Below are 21,324 nucleotides of genomic sequence, written 5' to 3'. Positions count from 1 at the left end.
GCTTGCGCATGAAAATCCCGAGGCAGTCTGCGCGATATGGGGCAGAATGCTCCATATCTGTGCATCGCGAAGCGTGTTACTGTTTACAGACTGCGTTTTTGCAGGGCTGTGAATAGTAACCGTTTACCTTAAAAGCCCGCACACCAGCACAAAATAATGAGGCAGCTTCCCCTCTTCCATCCATTCCAGCTCGATTCCCATGAGCTTACTGAGTGTAAGCCCCACATTGCCTCCGATGGATTCTATGGAATAACGCATCTTTTCCGGAAAACGACACGCTTTTTTATCCGGTCTGGTACAGTTTCCCTGACACAGATCGCAGGAACCTGCCGACAGGCTGATACTGCCCGGATATTCTTTTTCTTTTTCCCAGAGTATTTCCGACAACTTTCCCTTCTCCACACGGAGGGACTGCCCAAGGATCTCATCCTGCTCCTCCTTTGTAAATGCCTTTCCCGCAAAATCCTCGTCAAAGATTATTTTAACGGCGGTCAGTTCCAGAGTCTTATATTTTCTCCAGTATGATAAAACGTCAAAATCGTAAGACGGGCAGGACCATACCGTATCGTAATTCGGACATGCTCTGCAGCACTCTAAAAACGTGTCCACATCCACATAACCTTCTATGTAGTCTTCCACCGGTACCACTGCTGTGTAAGTTGCTGTTTTGTACATATCACACGCCTCCTTTTTCTGTCTGTTTTTACGCGTTCCACCTAAATTTCGCCTGCTTTACTTTTCTTACAGTATAGCACTTCCGCCCAGGTACCGCCATGTTAATGTTTCTTTAAAATACATGCCGCTGCCGAAACAACGCTGCCGCAATGACAGCTCTTACATCTCATTTTGCTTTTAATATTTCAATAGAAAGCATTACCTTGAACCGAACTCCATAGTCATCCAGGTTCAGACCCGTTATTTTGCTGATCTTCTCCAGACGATACAGCAGTGTACTTCTATGGACATATAGTTTTTGGGCAGTGTGGGCTATATTTCTGTCATTTTCAAGAAATACACGCAGCGTATCAAAAAAGTCAGTGCCATGATCTCCATCATATTTTTTGAGCAATAAAATTCCCGGTTCACAGTACATTTCAGGTGCCAGCGTGCGGCAGCCCTGATAAAATAAGTAGGAGACGGAATAGTCCTGGAATTTGTAGATCCAGAACGAGGGATCCTCTTTTTCCCCCATCAGCAGTGCTGCCGTACATTGCTGATAGTAATATCTGAGATTCATAAAGTCCGCCCCATCTCCGCTGAAGCCGGCCTTAAAGATTCCTTCTCTGAGAAAAACCGCGAACCTCTGCATAAATTCATCTTTTGCGCAGTTTATCCGCGTAAGATCCACAATTATGGCGATCCCTTCCTCAAAAGGAAATGCGTAGAGTCCGGCAAACATATTCTCCAGACGCCGGCAGGTATAAGCCACCGCATGCGTTGAGAGATCCCGGTTGTTTATCTGGAGCCGAATGCATTGATAACTGTCTGAGGAATCCCAATTCTGGTATTTTAAACGCATCATAAGAAGACTCTCATCGGTATTTCCATGCTGCAGAAGTTCATAAAAAGACTGCTCCAGGTCTCTGGAGTCCCCCGCCTGCATAAGGCATCCTCTTTCCAAAGCAGCCATTACATATTCCGCCAGATACTCTATGAGAGGGTAATCACTTTCTCTAAATTCTCTTCCTAACTCATTGATACAGATCCTCCCCAGAAACATATGCTCCGACCAAAAATTCACATATAACCCCCTATATCCAAACTGCTGGCTGGGGAATATTTGAGGGCCCCTGGTTTTTAAGCTTTCCTGATAATCCGGTGACACTTTAATATCATTCATCGTCTCCATTGTCACTGTCTTTTTTCCACTGTCCTTTTCATAATTCCAGGATACCTGTCCTTCCATTTCATTGACACTGGCTATGATTTCAAAGTTGCCGTCATGCACAAAAATGGGATTATTAAAAATGGGAATACTTACACGGCAATAACTCTCCACATCCTCATTTCGCCTAAGAGCCAGACACAGACTCTCCTCCCAGAGGAGATATCTGCGGAATGTATTTTGAAGTATCTGCTGCACTTCTTCCAATTCCGCAGTTTCCGAAAGAAAGATCCACTCCTGGCTTTTGTTTATTTCCCCTTCATACCTTCCCAGGCATATCACTCCGCACGTATCAGGAATTTTGTACCTGTCAAATTCTGCCGCCCGGCCTAAAATAACATAGTCCTCTGCTATCTCCCCCTGCTTCTCATGAAGTGTGAGAAACCCCCAATATTTAAACGTGTTCCATCCCCTTATTTTTCTCCTTTCCGGATAAAATCCCGCCAGTTCTTCATATAAGATCTGCATACTGATCCGCATAAAATCCTCCTTTGACCCGAATACATGTTTTGTATAAAGTATAGGAATTTTATACCATAATGTCAATTTATTTATAGAATTTACGGAAAACCCATTTCATTTTATACTAAAAACAGATAGCAATACAGTTCACCAAATCAAAGGAGGATTTGCTTATGTTAACAAAAAGACAGAATCTGCTGGAAACTATTAGAGGCGGACACCCGGACCGCTATGTAAACTGCCATGAAGCTTTCGCCTTTATGATCGATCCCATACTTACCAGCATAGGCGGTTTTGCTTACACCATGAAGCCCGGAGAGACTACCGTTAACCAATGGGGCGTCACCGTAACTTTCCCGGAAGGCTGTGCCGGTCCCCTTCCGGTTCACAGTGAAGGACGTGCTGCGCTGAAAGACATAACAAAATGGAAAGATATCGTGAAAGCTCCCCGATTGATTTATCCTCCCGAATTCTGGGCAGAGATAAAAGCTCAGGCAGATGCCGTCGACCGCAGAGAACAGTTTGTTGCAGCTTTTATGGCACCGGGAATTTTGGAAAAGATATATTATTTAATGGGAATTGAGGAGACAATGGTTGCTTTCTATGAAGAACCGGAGGCCATGCACGAATTGTTGGACTTTATGGCCGATTGGGAGTTATCTTATGCCAAAGAACTGATGAAATACATTCAGCCGGATCTCGTATTCCATCATGACGACTTTGGCACCCAGACTTCCTCTTTTCTCTCCCCTAAGATGTTTGAGGAATTCATCGTTCCTCCTTATCAGAAAGTATATGGATATTTTAAAGAAAAGGGATGCCTTATCGTTCACCACTCTGACACTTACATTGCCAATCTGGTACCCTCTCTGATAAAGATGGGAATTGATATCCACCAGGGTACCATTCACACAAACAATGTACCTGAACTTGTCAAAAAATACGGAGGGCAGATTTCTTTCATGGGAGGCCTGGACAGCAGTATTGTCGATGTAATTGACTGGAGTCATGAAAAGATCGCCGCTGAGATAGAAAAGATCTGCGGTCAGATCCCCCAAAAATATTTTATTCCCTGTACAAGTATGGGCGGGCCGGACTGTTCTTATCCCGGTGTGTATGACGCTGTGTGCGAAGAGATTGAGAAATATAACAAAAAGTGTTTTCCTGCGTATAAATGATCGGGATGGAGTATGGAGCGCGGTTATCGAGGTGTAATACCGATAACGATACAGGTACAGAGGAACTGGCTCACATGGAAATGGTATCCACCATTGTACACCAGCTCACCCGCAACCTTTCCATGGAAGAAATAGAGAAGTCCGGTCTTGGCCCATATTATATCGACCATACCGTAGGCATCTGGCCGCAGGCTGCCGGAGGTATCCCCTTTAACGCCTGTGAGTTCCAGTCAAAAGGAGATCCCATCACCGATTTATTTGAAGATATGGCTGCTGAACAGAAAGCACGCTCCACTTACGACAACATACTCCGTGTCATCAAAGACCCGGATGTTATAGACCCCATCCGCTTCCTGCGAGAAAGAGAAGTTGTGCATTTCCAGCGTTTCGGAGAAACCCTCCGTTCCGTGCAGGAAGAACTGGACTTTAAGAACTTCTATGCCTTTAACCCCAGCTTTGACATGCCCGCCAAATGCAGCTGCGATCCGGGATGCAGCAAATGACATATATGCGCCGGGAATTATTAGAAGCCATGCAAAAGGTGGTCACCACTGCACCGGAAGCCTATTCCTTTGTATACGGCGGAAAGAAATACCCCAGTATCAAAGGTTTCGTATACTTTTTCCCGCTGTGGGGCGGTACGGTTGTCCTTGCCGACATTGCCGGACTTCCCACTTCGGAAGCTGCCTGCCAGGAAAAAGTCTTTGCCTTTCACATTCATGAAGGCTCCTCCTGCGAAGAAAACGCAGAGGGGGATTTTCCTCTTACCGGCAGCCATTTAAATCCCAAGGATTGTCCGCACCCGGAACATGCCGGGGATTTACCTCCGCTCTTTGAAAATGACGGCTATGCACTTTCTATGTTCTATACAAACCGGTTCGTTCCGGAAGAAATCATAGGCCGGACGGTAATCATCCATGATAAACCTGATGACTTTAAAACACAGCCTTCAGGGGATTCCGGCAGCAAAATTGCGTGCGGGGAAATAAAAAGCAATCTGGAAGATTAAAAAACAGCTTTTGATCCCATAAAAACGGCATCAGCAGATGAACCTTCACCTGCCGATGCCGTTTCTTTTGCAGTTATAACCGTATTAATTCCCACAGTGATGGCCGCACTCATGGGTATGTTCCCCACAACTACCGCCCTCATGTCCGTGACCGTGATGTGCGCAGACTGTATCCGGGTCATAATTCAGGCTTCCGGCCAAAAATGCTTCCACCTGTGCATCCGCATCCCCGCATGCTCCCGGATAAAGCTGGATCCCCGCCTCCGCCAGTGCATTCCTTGCACCACCGCCGATGCCTCCGCAGATGAGTACCTGTGCACCACACTGGTTCAGAAATCCTGCCAGCGCTCCGTGGCCGCTGCCATTGGTATCAATCACCTCAGATGCCACGATCTTTCCATCCTCCACCTCATATACCTTGAACTGTTCTGTGTGTCCAAAATGCTGAAATACCTCTCCATTGTCATATGTCACTGCAATCTTCATGTTTGAATCTCCTCTCCTGATTGATGAAACGCATCTGTTCTGCCGCCGGTCATCCTGCCCGCAGATCCTATAGCTTCCGCCGCTGATCTCCAGAGAAGACGCCTCCACCAAAAAACGTGCCAGTTTCTTCCTGGCCTCTGCATAGACTGCCTGCACCGTAGCTCTTCCTACTTCCATCTGCGCCGCACATTCTTCCTGGGTATACCCCAAATGATCGATCAGCCGGATCGTCTCATACTCATCAACCGTCATCCGAATCCGATGCGCAGGTCCGCCACCCTCACCGGGCACAAACAACCCGCACCCCGGCAGCCTGCAGATCCTCTTTTCCTTACTCGGCCTGGACATCTCCCCACCTCCCAACAACACTCCGCCTTCTCAATGCGTTTTTTATTAACATATGCCCATTATATCACATTATTAACATATGTCAACTATATTTACATATGATTCGCCCTCCTCAATATCTCATACACATCCCCCTGATGCAATTCCTTAAACTTCGCCACACAAAACGTATCCTTCCCCGTCGCCCTTTCAGCCATATCCACCAACGCATCCTCCGCCAGCACTCCCGCATCCAGTTCTCCCAGACACACAGGCATATTCAAACTTTTAAAATATCCCACAGTCCTCCTGATCCCCTCTTTAGCCGCCTCCACATCATCATCCTCCTGCACGCCCCACACCTTTCTGGCATACTGAGCAAACCGTGCAGGTTCTTCCATATACACATACTCTGCCCATGCCTCCCAGACAGCAGACAGACTGGCCCCATGAGCCACATCATATTTTGCACTGAGCTCATGTCCTATTTTATGAGGTGCGAAATCCTTTTCTGCCCCAAGTCCTGTGATCCCATTATGGGACAGGCTGCTGCACCACATCAGCTCACTCATAGCCTCATAATCCGTCTGGTCCTCCCAGGCCTTTCTTCCATTTTCAATCACAGTCCTCAGAAGTGCTTCCGCAATCTCATCTGTCATCCGGTTTCCCTTTGTGTGGGTAAAATACCGGTCCAGCGTATGCATCATAATATCCACAATACCGCATGTCACCTGATATTTCGGCAGCGTGTATGTAATCTCCGGGTTCATAATAGCAAATTTCACCCTGTTAAAATCCGTGCTAAGTCCCTGCTTCCTTCCAATCGCTTCATTCGTCAGCACCGCGGAGTCACTCATCTCGCTGCCTGCTGCCGCAATGGTCAGGACAACCCCCACCGGAAGACTTTTTATAAGCGGCACCTTCTGCGTCCAGATATCCCAAAGTGCAGTTCCCGGATTTGCTGCTCCGTGCGCAATACCTTTTGCCGTATCAATGGAACTTCCCCCACCCACAGCCAAAATAAAATCCGCTCCAAAAGTAACCGCAGCCTCCACGCCAGCCTCCGCAAAAGACAGTCTGGGGTTTGGCTTAACCCCGCCCCACTCTTTGAAGGCGATCCCCGCATCCGCAAGTTCCTGCTCAATGTTGCCCAACAGACCACTTTTTTTCACACTGCCGCTCCCATAGACAAGAAGCACTCTGCTGCCGCCCCACTTCCTTACTTCCGCTGCAGTCTTCTTCTCCGCATCTTTTCCAAACACCACTTCTGTAGGCGCATAATAAATAAATTCCTGCATATCATTTACTCTCCTTTTTAGCATTTACAGACAGCTGTCTGTCTTTTCTCCAGTATACTTTATTTTCTGATCCATTTCCACGAAAAAGATATGGTCATGGCCTAATAATTCAGGAAATCTCTTGTCATCCCCCCGCATAGAATGATAAAATAGATATCAGTTACTAATTAAATTATTCTGACTGAAATAGAGGAGGTTTTTACACAATGGAATACCGTAAATTTGAAAATCTGGGCGTATCCCCATCCCTTCTGGGCTTTGGATGTATGCGCTTTCCGCAGACAGCAGACGGAAATATCGACGAGGCTGAAGCCGAGAGCATGCTGGACCGTGCACTGAAGGCCGGAGTCACATACATAGATACCGCCTATCCGTACCACAACGGGGACAGTGAACCATTTGTGGGCAGAGTCCTGAAAAAATATGACCGCAAAAGTTTCTATCTGGCAACCAAGCTGCCTGTATGGAATGTGAAAACCCTGGATGACGCAAAACGTATTTTCCAGGAACAGCTTGACCGTCTGGAAGTGGATTACGTGGATTTCTATCTGCTTCACTGCCTGGATAAGGAAAAATGGCAGAACGTTCTGGACCTGGGCATCATTCCCTATATGGAAGAAATGAAAAAAGAAGGAAAGATTAAATTCTTCGGTTTCTCCTTCCACGATGATTTTGAAACTTTTAAAACCATAGCCACTTACCGCAAATGGGATTTCTGCCAGATTCAGTACAACTATGTTGACACAGATATCCAGGCCGGAGACAAAGGCTATGAACTGACAGAGGAACTGGGCATTCCGCTGGTGATCATGGAGCCGGTCAAAGGCGGTTCTCTTGCCACTTTGCCGGACGCAGTGACAGAGCCCTTCAAAGATTACAAACCAAACGCCAGTATTTCCTCCTGGGCGCTCCGCTGGGTGGCCAGCAAACCCAATGTCAAAGTCGTATTAAGCGGTATGACTACAATGGAGCAGGTGGAAGACAATCTGAACACCTTTGAGAACTTTACACCTCTCAATCTGAAAGAGAAGGAAATTGTAGCTGATGTGGCTTCTGCCATCAAACAGCGGACGAAAAACGGCTGCACCGGATGCGCTTACTGTATGCCATGTCCTTTTGGTGTCAATATTCCACAGAATTTCCGCATCTGGAATGACCTGTCCATGTATGAAAATAAGGAGCAGGCAAAACGTGCCTACTTTAATGACCTGGCAGAGGATGCCCGTGCTGACCAGTGCCAGAAATGCGGCAAATGCGAGGAGGTCTGTCCCCAGGCAATGTCCATCAGGGATGATTTGGAACGCGTAAAAGAAACCATGGAGAAACTCTGATCTTCCGTATATTGTTCTCCTGATTTCCATATACTGTAAACGCCGGAGTGACCGCAAAGATACAGAACCGTTACACACCGGAAAGGTATAAAGGAGCATTGACACATGAAGGAAAAATTATCTTCCAAAACTTTAAAACATGCTGCCATCGCAGGAGCAGGTGTCTGCGTGGGGGCATCTTATGTACTCACCAGTTTTCTGCGCCGCTTTGCTCTCTCCCGCACATTTCCCATGTACCGGAACGAGCGAAAAAACACAGACAAGCCTGATCCCTTAGGTGATTTTCTCCGTCCCGGCAAGGAATGGATCAAAAAAGAGGCCTCCCCGGTGACACTCATTAACCGGGACGGTATGAAGCTGAACGGGCTTTTTCTTCCATCCATACAGGCGGGAAGCACACGCTATGTGATCCTCTGTCACGGTTACCGCAACAACTGCTGCGAACTGGGCGTATACGCCAGACATTTCTGGCACAGGGGATATTCTGTCCTTCTGCCGGACGCCAGAGGCCACGGGGACAGCGAGGGCAAATACATTGGCATGGGATGGCAGGAAAGAAAAGATGTGCTGGAATGGGTTGATTTTCTCCGCCAGAAAGACCCGAAATCCCAGATTGTCCTGATGGGTATTTCCATGGGTGCTGCCACAGTCATGATGACTTCCGGCGAAAATCTGCCGTCTAATGTGAAAGCCATTATTGAAGACTGTGGATATACCAGTGTCTGGGAAGAATTCAGCGTGCAGATCCGTAATTATTTCCATCTGCCGGCCTTCCCTTTTTTGTACCTGTCCTCCCTGGCTTCCAGGATCCGTTACGGTTTCTCCTTCAAGGAAGCCAGCGCCATACGGCAGGTGGCAAAATGCAACCGCCCCATTCTCTTTATACACGGGTCAAAGGATGCGTTTGTTCCGTTCTACATGCTGAACAAGCTGTATCATGCAGCCAAATGTGAAAAAGAAAAACTGGTTATAGACGGCGCGGGCCACGCACTTTCCTGTGCCACTGACCCCAAACTGTATTTCCGCACGGTAGACCGTTTTCTGGACAAATACATCATATAAGGTAAGGAAATAAGCAGAAATGCTGCCGCACAGCGTCAAAAAACACTGTACGGCAGCATTTCATTTTGTAAATAAACAAGCGTGTACGATTCTCAGCACGCTGTCAGCACTTCTGTAACTGCGCAAAGCAGCGCCTCATCCAGTTCCATGGCAAAGAGTGCGGGAACCGCCTTCTCACCAAGCTCCTCCACGGTTTTCAGCACAGCTTCCTTCAAGTCATAAGCGATCTGTGCACGCTCCAGGATCTCATATACAAATTGGTTCATATGATTTTCAGCCGTTAAAAGCCCTTCTTCAAACTGCACCTCAAGTGCACTGGTCACCGGAATTTCCGCTGTCCGGACAGTGAGGGTACATGCAGCGGCATCATAAGACTGCTCTGCTGCCACGTTTAGTCCCTCGGCCTGCACTTTGACAGTGGTATTCTCCACCCCTCTGAAATGCAGAGTCCATGTTCTTTTTTCCGGCAGTACGGAAATATTCCCCTGGGCAGCAGAGACGAAAAAGCCTTCCTTGTTCTTCAGTGTCAATTTCGTGCAGACCCAGTTTTCATCTGCATCCTCCAGGGAATCTCCCTCATCCTCCCAGAGAGTAAAACAGTTGTCAGCTCCCGGAAAAACGTAAATCTCCATTTTTTCAGGATTGCTCAGGTCATTCATCTGCTCCGGCAGCTCCTGCATAGGTACAATGGCTCCTGCACGGGCAAACACAGGCATCTCCTCCACACTTCTCCAGACGGAAAGAAGACGTCCGCCTTCATACCGGCGTCCTGTAAAGAAATCAAACCAGGTGCCTTTTGGAAGCCATGCCTTTGCACATCCCATACAGGTACAGGGATCAGCAGGGTCTGTAATGGGCGCTGCGATCAGCTCTGTCCCGAAATAATATTCATTAGGCACATCATAGGTTTCCTCCCGCTCCGGCTCCAGCCAGTACATAGGGCGCACCAGAGGCTGCCCGTCCCTGCTGGCATAGCGGTTCATGGTGTACAGATACGGCACCATTTTATGGCGCAGACGCAGGAACTCTTCCATAACACTCTGGGTTATCTTATTATATTTCCATGGTTCCTTTCCGTTGAAAGGATTATCTGTGCTGTGCAGACGGTTTAAAGGTGAAAAGACACCTAACTGCACCCATCTGGCTGTCATCTCATCATCCCGGACACCGTGCATATGGCCTCCGATATCATGGCTCCACCATCCGTATCCCGCATTGCTGGCAGTGGCCGTAAAATAGGGCTGAAATCTAAGGCTGTCCCAAGTGATCACCGTATCCCCTGAAAATCCAATGGGGTATCTGTGACTTCCGATTCCGGCATATCTGGAAAAGGTAAGACGCCGCTTTCCTCTCCTGGCACTGTCCAGATAATGAAAATGGTTCAGCATCCACAGCGGGTCTAATCCCGGAATCTTTGTGACAGTTCCCTGCTGCCAATCCAGCCACCAAAAATCCACGCCATCATCCTCCAGAGGATGATGCAGTTCTTCAAAATACACCTCCAGGAAATGCCTGTCCGTCACATCAAACTGCACCGGTTCCCCGCTGTCCGGATTTATTCCCATACGTTTTGCCACCCGCTCGTAGGCCTCCTCATAGGCGCGGACCCCGTCTGCGGGATGCACATTCAGCGTGATCTTCATATTTCTGCCGTGCAGCCAGTCCATAAACTCTCCTGGGTCCGGAAAAAAATCACGGTTCCATGTATAACCCGTCCATCCGCTCCCGTATTTTGGGTCAATATCCACCAGATGCCAGTCCATATCCACCACTGCCACAGAAAACGGAATCCGCTCCTGCTCAAAGCGCTCCATCAGCTCCTTGTATTCCTTCTCCGTGTATCTGTGATAACGGCTCCACCAGTTTCCAAATACCCAGCGGGGAAGAAGTGGCGTCTTTCCGCAAAGATAATATAAATCTTTTATTGCCTCCTGATACCTGTGCCCGTAGCCAAAGAAATAAAAATCTATGCTGTCTTTCGGACGCACTTCCACCCATCCTTCCTCTGTAATGGCCATGCTGCTGCTGTCATCCACAATGGAAAATCCATTTCTTGACACTACGCCGCTCTCTAAGGGAATGGCGCCGTCCGCCTCATCAAGGGTACGAGCCGTTCCGCCCAAGTCCTTCACCGGGTCCCCGTAATGCCAGTTTGTCTCATTGGATCTTCCGCCGGTCACTTTAATGAACAGACCGTTTGCTGCAAACTCCCTCTTGTTGTATGTCATCTCCAGGGCACTGGTAAAAAGCTTCAGCTCCTCCGCTGTCTCTGATACTTTGAAAGCAGGTACCGGAAAATCCCGGTTCAGGACTGTCTGGGTAGCCCTATCCTCAAAAACACCCTCTCTGCTGTATTCCAGACGCAAAAGGGATTCTGTCAAAACCGTTATTCTGTAATTTTTTCCCTGAATCATACTTTCCTTTGCCGCCATTGGCCTTGCATCCAGCTTCTCATTCATTCCGTTCATGTCTGTACCTCTCCTGTTTGTAATTAATTTTTCTCCGAAGCCTTGCCTTCGCTTTCTTTTATTGTAATTGTTTTGTATAATACCCGCAAAGGTTTTTTAAGAAAACCTCTCATTTTTATGCAATATTATTATTTTTACTATTTTATCCTGTCGATATCTTCTAATTGACATTAGTTTCTGATTCTGGTATGATGTAAGCTGCTGATTGTGTATAAGAGGGTGCCGCGATAAGCATTTACATCGCTTATGCGGCGCCTATTTTTGATGACCGCAAGCGGTCCTATTTTTGAAGGATTCGGGGCAGTCCCCCGACAGAAAGGATTTTTATTTTATATGGAAACAATGAAATTTGAAGAATTGGGATTATTTCCTGAAATTGAAAAAGCAGTGAGTTACATGGGATTTGAGGAGGCCTCCCCCATTCAGGCCAAAGCAATTCCTGCTATGATAAGCGGTCGTGACATTATCGGCCAGGCACAGACCGGAACAGGAAAAACCGCAGCTTTTGGTATCCCTCTTTTGCAGAAGATAGATATTAAGAACAAAAAACTTCAGGCCATTGTACTCTGCCCCACAAGAGAACTGGCCATACAGGTAGCGGACGAAATCCGTAACCTGGCAAAATACCTGCACGGCATCAAGGTGCTCCCCATCTATGGCGGCCAGGATATTGTAAAACAGATTCGTTCCCTGAAAAGCGGAACACAGTTGATCATCGGCACACCGGGCCGTGTCATGGATCATATGCGCAGAAAGACCCTGAAAATGGATGACGTTCACACAGTTGTCTTGGATGAGGCGGATGAAATGCTCAACATGGGATTCCGTGAAGATATTGAAACTATTTTAAGCGGTGTTCCGGAGGAACGTCAGACCGTTCTCTTCTCTGCCACCATGCCGAAGCCTATCCTGGAGATCACCAAAAAGTTCCAGAAAGATGCGGAAGTCATCAAGGTGACAAAAAAAGAGCTGACCGTTCCCAATATTGAACAGTTCTACTATGACGTAAAACCTAAGAATAAAGAGGAAGTGCTCTCCCGTCTTCTGGACCTCTACTCCCCGAGACTCTCCGTAGTGTTCTGCAACACCAAAAAACAGGTGGATCTTCTGGTCAATGCCCTGATCGGCAGAGGTTATTTTGCCGCAGGCCTGCACGGAGATATGAAGCAGGCACAGCGTGACCGGGTAATGCAGAGCTTCCGAAAAGGAAGGACCGACATCCTGGTTGCCACAGATGTGGCTGCCCGCGGCATTGATGTGGATGACATTGAGGCTGTATTTAACTACGACCTTCCCCAGGATGACGAGTATTATGTGCACCGTATCGGACGTACGGGACGTGCGGGAAGAGAGGGCCGTGCCTTCACATTTGCCAGCGGAAGGGAACTCTACAAATTAAAAGAGATCCAGCGCTACTGCAAGACTAAAATCTATGCCCAGAAAGTGCCTTCTTTAAATGATGTGGCCAACACCAAGATGGAAAACATTCTGGAAAACGTGGATTCTGTCATTGAAAGGGAAAACCTTTCTCTTATGATCGACGCTATTGATGAAAAGGTCAACAATTCTGACTATACCACCTTAGACCTGGCTGCTGCCCTGCTGAAAATGTATATGGGTATGGTTCAGGAGGAGCCGGATGAGGAAGTGGTTGATTTCGGTGACACCGGTGCGGAGGAACCCGGAATGGTACGCCTCTTTATCAATATCGGTAAAAAACAGCGTGTCCGCCCCGGTGACATCCTGGGTGCCATTGCCGGAGAAAGCGGAATGCCGGGAAAACTTATCGGAAGCATTGACATGTTTGATAAATACACCTTTGTAGAAGTTCCGAGAGAATACGCTAAAGATGTGCTGAATGCCATGAAGACCGCTAAGATCAAAGGCAACACCATAGCCATTGAACCTGCCAATCAGAGGTAATGAACGCTAATACTGTGGTTTGCAGGCTCCCAAAGAGACTATACAACCACCTGTTCTTATGATAAAATATCTGTATATCCTGAATCAAATAAGGGGATACAGATATTTTTTTATGCCGAAATACAGCATATACATGCTGCGGCTGATAAGGGGGAACACCAATGAAGAAAAAGATCATAACTCTGATACTGGCAGCACTTCTGGCTTCTTCAATGCTTTTTTCTGTGAGCGGCTGCGGCAGCGAAAAAGACAAAGAGGCTTCTGCTGAGACAGAAACATCCGCGGAAACCCAAAAAGATACCGGGAACCGTGATGCAGAAAATAATTCCGGCAGCAAAAAAAGCACAACAAAGATACTGGACGGAAAAGGTATTTCTCTGAATAACGATCCAATATCTGCACCTGCGGATTCCAGCCAGGAGGAAGCAGCTCCTGTGGAGACGCCTGAGACAGAAGTTCCGGACAATACGCAGGAAAACAATACTTCTGAGATTCCTGATCCTCTGACAGGCACAGAGGAACGCCGTGACCTGAGCACAGAGGAACTGGACTATTTTTCCTCCTTCGTAAGCGACATGGAAAATTATGGATTTCTCTGCTCCTCTTACAGCATTCCCCAGGAAGTGGATTTGGATCAGGTATTGTACACTGGTGCAGGTATGGATTTTGAACCGCTGACCTTTGAGGAGAGCGCGGCACTTCAGGCCGCAAGCGGACAGCCGTTTATGACAGACGTGATCCATCTGACTTCACAGCAGATTGAGGAGTTCCTGCAGCGCAAGCTGGGTATCAGCTTGGGAGAAATCCGTAAGTTTAACTGGACTTATCTGGAGCAGTTCGACAGCTACTATGTGGAGCACGGGGATACCAACCGCGTGACCTTTATCTGTACCGGCGGCTGGACAGAGGATGGCATGTATTACCTTGACTGTCAATCCTCAGATGGAGCCATGCACACTGCACTGACGCTTGAAAAAAGCGGTGACACCTATCTGTTCCGCTCTAATATTCTGCAATAATATATCCGCTGCAAAAAAGAGCTGCCGTACGGATAGTCATGGAATCTGCTTCCTGACACTCCGTACAGCAGCTTTCTGCCTGTCCGGCAGACTTATAGCCTAAGTTACTAATCTACCACTTCAATACTTTCAATGACCGGCTGGTTTTCAGGGGCTACACTTCCATTGCTGTCCTCTGTTTTAACATCATCGCAGATTTTGTCCACGATCTCCATCCCTTCTGTCACATGGCCGAACGCGGCGTACTCTTTATCCAGATGTGCAGATGTTTCCTGCACGATAAAAAATTGTGAACTGGCACTATCCTTATCGCTGGAACGGGCCATGGAAATGGTCCCTCTTGTATGTTTTAAAGGATTCTCCACTCCGTTTTTGGCAAATTCACCTTTAACAGTCTTTTCCGAACCGCCGGTACCGTCGCCGTTTGGGTCACCACCCTGGATCATGAAGCCTTTTATCACCCGGTGAAAGGTTAATCCATCATAAAATCCATCCTTTGCCAGATTGATAAAATTCTCCACTGTTAACGGCGCCGCCTGGCTGTCCAGTTCCACAGAGATAGTTCCGTAGTCCTTCACTTTAATTTTCACATGATGCAGGTCCTCCGGGGAAGCCTGACTGACCTGCTCCTCCTCCTGCTGTTGTCCTCCGCAGCCTGTCAGTAAAACAGACAATGCTAACGTCACTGCCGCCAGTAAATAATTCCATTTCTTCATATCTCTCATGCCTTTCCTGTTTTTCTCTGTTCTGCCCGGAAAGTTATACACTCCGGCCGCGTTGTCAGTATATCATATTTTCTGTCTAAGGAAAAGGCTGGGTGTTATATTATCGTAACAGTTCAGCCTTCCTCTGTCCCACGAGGTGTTGCTTTCAATTGCAAGGCAATCCCGAGGCAGCCACGCGCCAGATTGCGGTTTATGCAGTCTATGTGCATGCTTTTGTTGCTATGATGCCGGAAGGCTGAATAGTAACATATTATCTCAGTCCCACATAGATATGCACTTCCGCGTTCTCCACATCCTGATTCCTGTATTCTTCAAAGTCAGCGCCAAAAGCCCTGTCCAGGTCCATACTCCACAGTTCCTGCCAAAATGCTGCCACTGCCCTCTGCATATGGCCTTTTACCACAAACCTGGCGTATCTCCCGGCCGGGATCTGCCTCTTTTCCATTCCCTCAGGAACATGGTCTCCTTCTCTTGTCTCACATCCCACAGTGAAGGCATAGTCATCCGAAATGCCGCCCGCATAGTCGGAATAAATCCCAAGAGGCATCCCGCTTCTCTTGTCCGGTACCCCCTCATAAATACCCCGGGTAAAAAACTTCTCCCAAAGCCCTCCGATCACTGCTCCCACATCAGGCGCCTGATTATTTGTACGGATGCTGATACCAATTACAGTTTTCTCTTCTAATTCCACAATTTCATATTCCATTTATAACAGCCCTCATCTCTTCATTTTTCCCGTATCCGTTCAAAACCATTTCCATCCCGGAGCCGTTTCAGGATCTTGCCGCGTACCCGGCAGCCGCCGCCATAAAAAACATTCCGGGGAAATGGCTGTGAATCCGTCACGGGTTAAGGCTACTATAACAAAGGAATCATGACAACTGCCTGTCATGATTCCTCCGGCATATGAATCTCTTTTTTATAACGTCTCTGCATTCTGTCCAGCATCCCGGCCAATTCCTCCCGTATCTCTTGGGGTTCCAGAAGCTCTATCTGTTCCCCGAAACTCAGAAGCCACCCAAATAAACTGTTCCTGTCTGCAAAGTCCCATTCAAACAGCAGATATCCGTCCTTCTGCTCTCTCAGACACGCAACCCCGTATTCCTCGATCAAGCGCCACTTTGCCTGGGGAGCACAGCGGACTTTCACATGGATGGACGCGGTATACATGCGTCTTGGGGAGCAGTCACAGTCCGGGATCTGCCTTTTTTCAAACTTCACACCCGTATCACAAAGTTTGTCCATACGGTTTAATTTGAACAAACGATAGTCCCCTCTCTGCCCGCAGTATCCCCACACATACCAGGAGGACCACTGGAATATCAGCAGATAGGGCTCTATCTCCCGCTCTCCCTCCCCTTTTGGAGAATAATAGCGGAAGGTTATCAGACGGCAGGCCTCAATGGCATTTTGGATCAGTTCTATCTTGGGTGCCAGGGAAGATTTATACCAGGAGGACAGATCAATCCTGATATGGTCATTGCTGGTCAACACCTCCTGGCTTCCCACAGACAGCTTTTCCATGAGAAGCTGGTACCGGTTAGTCCCCGCCACACTGTCCAGGCTCCTAAGCCCCGCCAGAATAGACTGCATGTCCCCGGAGGTCAGAAGTGTTTTATCCAGACGGTATCCCTCCATAATGGAAATCCCGCCGTTTTGTCCCTGTGTGGTGACAAGAGGAATTCCCGCTTTGCAGATATCCTCCACATCACGGTTTATGGTCCGTCTGGAAACCTCAAATTTTTCTGCCAGATAAGGCGCAGTCACTTTATCCTGCTGCAGCAGAATGGAGAGTATGCCGATCAGCCTGTCTATTTTCATCTCTTTACCTCAGTTCCAACTTTTTATTTCCACAAAATATCTGCCTTTTTCCTGGGGGCAGTACGTCTGTACTTCACGTCCGGGTATCCCAGCAGCATACAGCAGGAGACCGTCTTTTCTCCTATCCCCAGCCATTCCTGTAAAACAGGGCTTTCCCTGATGACGCGCATCATATAACCACTGTAGAGGGCTCCCAGGCCTTTTGCTGCTGCCATGTTCTCTATATTGGCTGCCGCAAGCCCTCCGTCCAGGGGATTTTCGGAGGCAATGACTAAGAATACAGGGGTGTTGAAAAAGAATGTATCCTTCTCCTTGTCCCTTTCCCATAATTTATAGAAATAGGAAAATGCCCTGGCATAGTCAGGTCCCGTCTCCCTCAGAGACTGGATGATCCCCGGCATTTCCTGCCAGACAAGATTCTTAAATTCCGAAAGCTGCTCCCTTACCACCACGAAGGTACAGTCCTGCATATTTTTGGCTGTGGCAGTGTAGCGTCCTGCTTCCAAAATTTTTCCTATCACGTCCCTGTCCGGAACTTCCTTCTTAAAGTTACGGACACTCCTGCGAAATTTTACAGCCCTTAAAAAGTGCTCCGGACAGACAGAAAACTCCCCTTCCCGGTACGCCTCCACATCCTCCATGTCAAATTCCGGTATAGATACTGCATCTACCGGACAGACTGCAACACAGTGCCCGCACTGGATACAGGAACGGTAAGCCTCTGCCTTTCCCTCTTCCAAACGGATGGCACTGCCTGGGCAGTCCTTCACACATGCCCCACATCCCACACAAATCTCCTGATCAATAATTACCATAGCGCAATCCTCCTTTTCTTTTTTGCTTTTTTATACATACCTACCTTTGCGTTCTATCCGGACAGAGCCCCCACTGCTAATGCTGCATATTTTGTCAGCCTGGAAGGTAAAGAAGAATTACTGTTCACAGTATACTAAAAACGCAGCTCTTTGCACAGTAACGCGCTTCGCGATGCACAGTTCTGCCCTATAGGGTACAAAATGCAATTTATTGCATTTTGGCGCCAGCTAACTCGGGATTTTACTACGCATCGCAAAGCATCCCTTTGGGAAACACCTCCCGGTACAGTGGCCTGTGAACAGTAACAGGAAGATGACAGCATGGTTTCCGGCCGGATGTAGCACTAGCTATTGAAATAATATTCTGTTATAATGGGTGAAAACAGAAACGGAGGGATTTTTATGGAATTCGTTCTACTTTACTTGAAATACCCACTCCGCATGATGGGTGCCATTCTCTGCGGCGCCCTCATCGGATATGAACGGGAAAATCAGATGAAAATGGCTGGTATCCGCACACACTCCATTGTGTCCCTTGCCTCAGCACTCATGATGATCGTATCAAAATACGGTTTCTTTGATGTTCTGTCCTCCCATGTAAACCTGGACCCTTCCCGAATCGCCGCCGGTGTGGTCACTGCCATCGGCTTTCTGGGTGCAGGGGTCATCTTCACCCACAAAATGAACATCAGCGGCCTCACCACCTCGGCGGGGTTGTGGGCAACCGTGGGTGTAGGTATGGCTCTCGGTGCAGGCATGTATGTTCCCGGCATCACCGCCACAGTCATGATACTGCTTCTGCAGTTTTTCTTTCACCGGAATTTCCGGTGGCTGAAATCCTCCAGCATTGAACAGGTAACTCTTGTCATGGAACAGGAGGATGACCTGCGCAGTATCCTGACTGATACCTTTCAGATGGATGAAGTAAAGATCACCAGTATGAAAGTAAAACGCCTGAAAGAAAACCAGGTGGAAGTGAAGCTCTTCGTCAAATTTCCGGACAGCTATGATATCTTCCATACCCTGGAGCTGCTCCGGAAAAACTCCAAAATCACTTCCATTGATCTATAGAAGATTTCCTTTTACGCGGCAGCTTTTAAATCATAATAAAACATGTACTGCTGCAGTATTCCGGCGTACCCTTTATATCTGTCATGGGGGAACCCTTCCGGATAGTGCGTTTCCAGAATTTTTTTCACGTGGGTATCCACTGGAAAGGCCTCTATATGATAAAGCCCGAAGAGACAGATACAGTCTGCCACTTTTTTGCCGATCCCATACTGCTTTACCAATTCTCTGTGGGCAGTCTCATAATCTGCTGCCCGCAGCATTTCCAGGTCAAGGCTGCCGTTTAAAACGGCCTGTGCTGTACGGAAAATGTATTTGTCCCTGTATCCAAGCCCCAGGGTGGAGAGCACTTCCATACCGGCACGCACCACCGCTTCCGGCTTGGGAAAAGCATAATATTTCACGCCATCCCCGGTGTACTGTTCTTCCCCTATGGTATGACACAACAACTCAATACTTTTTCTGATTCGTGATATATTGTTGTTTTGGGATACCAGAAAAGTCACAATCATTTCCCATAGATCCTGCCGCAGGATCCGTATCCCCCATCCTTCCCGTACGGCCTCCTGTAGATAGGCATCCTCTTCATCCACAGATTTTTTGATCGCTCCGTAGTCTGTGTGCAGATCCAGATAATCCTCCCAAGTTTCCTCAAATTCTTTCTCTGTACAGGAAAAGAAAAACAGGTCCCCCTTCTGTTCTATCTCCAAGTAATTTTCAAATGCCGAAACAGCATACACCCCTTCACTTTTTTGGACCATACGGAAACACTGCCCGGACTCTGCGATCTGTCTTAAATCCAAGTCTGCTATTTTTCTCTTTATCATCTGTTGTCTGCTGCCTCCCCCAGCCTCTCTCCCATTTTCACAATTGTCTCATAACCGTTTTGTGTATTCATAAGCAGCCTCCTGTCAAACGCCACTGCGTCCTTCTGAAACAACAGGATCACGGTGGAGCCGCCGAATTCAAAGCGTCCCTTCTCCTCCCCTTTTTTCACCTGGCATTCCTCGTGATAATTGGTGATCCGCCCCACCATGAGAGCACCAACCTCCATCATAAGCACCACCTGAAAGTGCCTGCTCTTAAGCAGGGAAAATTCCCTTATATTTTCTTTATAGACAGGGCACACTGCATTAGCTGCCGGGTTCACCGTGTGAAAGATACCGGGTATTCTGATATTGATGGATTTTAAGCCGTCATCCACATAGCAATAGCGGTGATAGTCATCCACAGTCAGACGGAAGATGCAGGCATATCCCCCCTGATACCTTCTGGCAATACGTCCTGAACGCAGCAGGGAATCCACAGTGTACTCTGTCCCCTTAATAGAAAAGCGTCTTTTCCCGTCAATGGGATAGACGCTCAGCTTTCCGTCACAGGGGCTGATCAGGGTATCTGCATCTCCCTCTATTGGCCGATATTCTTTTTTAATCTGTCTTGTAAAAAAATCATTGTAGGAAGCATATTCTTTATTCTCATATTGTTCAAGATTGATACCCTGCTGTTTCACAAATGGTCTTATGAAAATCTTAGAGCACCTGCTGTCCAGCAGCCAGCCCCCGGCCTTGGAAACCACAGGCCGGACCAGCACCTTTAAAGCCAGACGCCCTGTTCTGTGGGTATACATCCACTTTAAAAGTTTGTCCTGCCCCGAATCCTCTGTTGTAATACTGCCCTCTCTGTCTATGTATTTCATCCTGTCATCCTCCTATGTATTACAGCTTCCGCAGCCACGGAAGCCACGGCCACCCATGTCTGAATTCAATGCGGTATCTGGTCCTGAGCAGCATAATACACAGGGCTGCAGCCACCACTGCCACCAGAACTGCCAGTGTAGAGTTCTTAGGCTTTTTAAACCGGAAATTTACCACAAAGAGGGTTCCCACCACCAACAGTGCCAGATGCAGACATATAACGAACACAAAATCTGACACAAAAAACTGGATCATAAACACCAAGGGCAGCACCACAGCCATAGAAGTTATGGGAAGGCCTTTGTAATATTTCTCCCCCTCCTCGCTGACCAATGCCCCTTTCATTTCCATAACATTAAAGTAGGCAAGACGTATGACCGAGTTCACACAGTACAGGGCAATGATAACAAGTCCCACAGGCCCCCTCACACCCAAAAGATAACAGATCATAGCCGGAAACACGCCAAAACAGACCACGTCACACAGGGAATCAATCTGAATGCCAAAAGACTTCTCATCCTCTGTCCTGTTTTTCATGGATCTTGCTATTTTTCCGTCAAACATGTCACAAAGTCCTGACAAAGCCAGGCAGAATACTGCTATTTTAAATCTGCCGTGTATCGCCTGCGTCATTCCGAAAACGGAAGAAATCAAGCTTATATAAGTCAAGATCACTGAATAATTATAAAATCCTATCATCTTTTTCTGTCCCTCTTTTCTTTATCCTTTCCGGTGCTCCAACCAATCAGTCAC

20 protein-coding genes are annotated in these 21,324 nt (G+C 47.6%); 8 read left to right on the top strand and 12 right to left on the bottom strand.

Annotated features, from left to right (window positions below; genetic code table 11):
• Positions 1 to 123 precede the first annotated feature (123 nt).
• Positions 124 to 675, bottom strand: coding sequence for a DUF2284 domain-containing protein (locus CI595_RS14390; RefSeq protein ID WP_095174305.1), 552 nt, complete (start codon positions 673 to 675; stop codon positions 124 to 126).
• A 166-nt stretch (positions 676 to 841) separates the two neighbouring features.
• Positions 842 to 2,365, bottom strand: coding sequence for a PucR family transcriptional regulator (locus CI595_RS14385; protein WP_095174303.1), 1,524 nt, complete (start codon positions 2,363 to 2,365; stop codon positions 842 to 844).
• Positions 2,366 to 2,520: 155 nt separating this feature from the next.
• On the opposite strand from CI595_RS14385, the gene CI595_RS14380 reads away from it, so the two are divergent.
• Genes CI595_RS14380 through CI595_RS14370 form a run of 3 tightly spaced genes read left to right on the top strand, consistent with a single transcriptional unit; the run spans position 2,521 to position 4,534 of the window.
• Positions 2,521 to 3,525 (top strand): uroporphyrinogen decarboxylase family protein, encoded by a 1,005-nt coding sequence (locus CI595_RS14380; protein WP_095174301.1) that lies wholly within the window; start codon positions 2,521 to 2,523, stop codon positions 3,523 to 3,525.
• Positions 3,522 to 4,028 carry a manganese catalase family protein gene (locus CI595_RS14375; protein WP_243135168.1) on the top strand — a complete coding sequence of 169 codons (507 nt, stop codon included), beginning with the start codon at positions 3,522 to 3,524 and terminating at the stop codon, positions 4,026 to 4,028. The genes CI595_RS14380 and CI595_RS14375 overlap by 4 nt, the downstream gene beginning before the upstream one ends.
• Positions 4,025 to 4,534, top strand: a complete 510-nt coding sequence (locus tag CI595_RS14370; RefSeq protein ID WP_095174298.1) for a superoxide dismutase family protein — start codon at positions 4,025 to 4,027, stop codon at positions 4,532 to 4,534. Before CI595_RS14375 ends, CI595_RS14370 begins: the two co-directional genes overlap by 4 nt.
• Positions 4,535 to 4,618: 84 nt before the next feature.
• On the opposite strand, the gene CI595_RS14365 is transcribed toward CI595_RS14370, so the two are convergent.
• Positions 4,619 to 5,368 carry a NifB/NifX family molybdenum-iron cluster-binding protein gene (locus tag CI595_RS14365; RefSeq protein ID WP_095174295.1) on the bottom strand — a complete coding sequence of 250 codons (750 nt, stop codon included), beginning with the start codon at positions 5,366 to 5,368 and terminating at the stop codon, positions 4,619 to 4,621.
• 92 nt (positions 5,369 to 5,460) lie between these two features.
• The gene (locus CI595_RS14360; protein WP_095174293.1) at positions 5,461 to 6,645 is read right to left on the bottom strand and encodes an iron-containing alcohol dehydrogenase; all 1,185 of its coding nucleotides are present in this window, start codon (positions 6,643 to 6,645) and stop codon (positions 5,461 to 5,463) included.
• A gap of 206 nt (positions 6,646 to 6,851) precedes the next feature.
• Here CI595_RS14360 and CI595_RS14355 point away from each other — a divergent pair, with 206 nt between their 5' ends.
• Both CI595_RS14355 and CI595_RS14350 read left to right on the top strand, forming a co-directional pair.
• On the top strand, positions 6,852 to 7,976 hold the full coding sequence (locus tag CI595_RS14355) for an aldo/keto reductase (RefSeq protein ID WP_095174291.1): 1,125 nt from the start codon (positions 6,852 to 6,854) through the stop codon (positions 7,974 to 7,976).
• A gap of 105 nt (positions 7,977 to 8,081) precedes the next feature.
• Positions 8,082 to 9,038, top strand: a complete 957-nt coding sequence (locus CI595_RS14350) for an alpha/beta hydrolase (protein WP_095174288.1) — start codon at positions 8,082 to 8,084, stop codon at positions 9,036 to 9,038.
• Between the two features lie 92 nt (positions 9,039 to 9,130).
• On the opposite strand, the gene CI595_RS14345 is transcribed toward CI595_RS14350, so the two are convergent.
• The gene (locus tag CI595_RS14345) at positions 9,131 to 11,506 is read right to left on the bottom strand and encodes a glycoside hydrolase family 31 protein (protein WP_095174285.1); all 2,376 of its coding nucleotides are present in this window, start codon (positions 11,504 to 11,506) and stop codon (positions 9,131 to 9,133) included.
• A 333-nt stretch (positions 11,507 to 11,839) separates the two neighbouring features.
• Between CI595_RS14345 and CI595_RS14340 the strand changes: the two genes are divergently transcribed.
• Positions 11,840 to 13,429: a DEAD/DEAH box helicase gene (locus CI595_RS14340; RefSeq protein WP_095174352.1), complete on the top strand. Its 1,590-nt coding sequence runs from the start codon at positions 11,840 to 11,842 to the stop codon at positions 13,427 to 13,429.
• A 161-nt stretch (positions 13,430 to 13,590) separates the two neighbouring features.
• Positions 13,591 to 14,448, top strand: a complete 858-nt coding sequence (locus CI595_RS14335; RefSeq protein ID WP_095174283.1) for a hypothetical protein — start codon at positions 13,591 to 13,593, stop codon at positions 14,446 to 14,448.
• 107 nt (positions 14,449 to 14,555) lie between these two features.
• Here the strand turns inward: CI595_RS14335 and CI595_RS14330 are convergent, their stop codons facing one another.
• From CI595_RS14330 to CI595_RS14315, 4 genes are all read right to left on the bottom strand, one after another.
• Entirely contained in the window at positions 14,556 to 15,164 is a 609-nt protein-coding gene (locus tag CI595_RS14330; RefSeq protein WP_095174351.1) for a peptidylprolyl isomerase, read from the bottom strand.
• A gap of 259 nt (positions 15,165 to 15,423) precedes the next feature.
• On the bottom strand, positions 15,424 to 15,879 hold the full coding sequence (locus tag CI595_RS14325; protein ID WP_095174281.1) for a GyrI-like domain-containing protein: 456 nt from the start codon (positions 15,877 to 15,879) through the stop codon (positions 15,424 to 15,426).
• A 182-nt stretch (positions 15,880 to 16,061) separates the two neighbouring features.
• On the bottom strand, positions 16,062 to 16,994 hold the full coding sequence (locus CI595_RS14320; RefSeq protein WP_095174279.1) for a helix-turn-helix transcriptional regulator: 933 nt from the start codon (positions 16,992 to 16,994) through the stop codon (positions 16,062 to 16,064).
• A gap of 23 nt (positions 16,995 to 17,017) precedes the next feature.
• Entirely contained in the window at positions 17,018 to 17,809 is a 792-nt protein-coding gene (locus CI595_RS14315; RefSeq protein WP_095174277.1) for a nitroreductase family protein, read from the bottom strand.
• A 402-nt stretch (positions 17,810 to 18,211) separates the two neighbouring features.
• Between CI595_RS14315 and CI595_RS14310 the strand changes: the two genes are divergently transcribed.
• Entirely contained in the window at positions 18,212 to 18,880 is a 669-nt protein-coding gene (locus CI595_RS14310; RefSeq protein WP_095174274.1) for an MgtC/SapB family protein, read from the top strand.
• 11 nt (positions 18,881 to 18,891) lie between these two features.
• Here CI595_RS14310 and CI595_RS14305 read toward each other — a convergent pair whose 3' ends face one another.
• Genes CI595_RS14305 through CI595_RS14295 form a run of 3 tightly spaced genes read right to left on the bottom strand, consistent with a single transcriptional unit; the run spans position 18,892 to position 21,270 of the window.
• Positions 18,892 to 19,704, bottom strand: coding sequence for a DNA-3-methyladenine glycosylase family protein (locus CI595_RS14305; protein WP_095174272.1), 813 nt, complete (start codon positions 19,702 to 19,704; stop codon positions 18,892 to 18,894).
• A complete protein-coding gene (locus tag CI595_RS14300) occupies positions 19,701 to 20,573 on the bottom strand; it encodes a phosphatidylserine decarboxylase (RefSeq protein ID WP_095174270.1) in 873 nt (290 codons plus the stop codon). The genes CI595_RS14305 and CI595_RS14300 overlap by 4 nt, the downstream gene beginning before the upstream one ends.
• A gap of 19 nt (positions 20,574 to 20,592) precedes the next feature.
• Positions 20,593 to 21,270, bottom strand: a complete 678-nt coding sequence (locus tag CI595_RS14295; RefSeq protein WP_095174268.1) for a CDP-alcohol phosphatidyltransferase family protein — start codon at positions 21,268 to 21,270, stop codon at positions 20,593 to 20,595.
• Positions 21,271 to 21,324 lie beyond the last annotated feature (54 nt).

It is taken from the genome of Blautia hominis (genome assembly GCA_002270465.1).
GTDB classification, from domain to species: domain Bacteria; phylum Bacillota; class Clostridia; order Lachnospirales; family Lachnospiraceae; genus Blautia; species Blautia hominis.
This window is presented reverse-complemented; position numbering and strand designations above follow the sequence as displayed.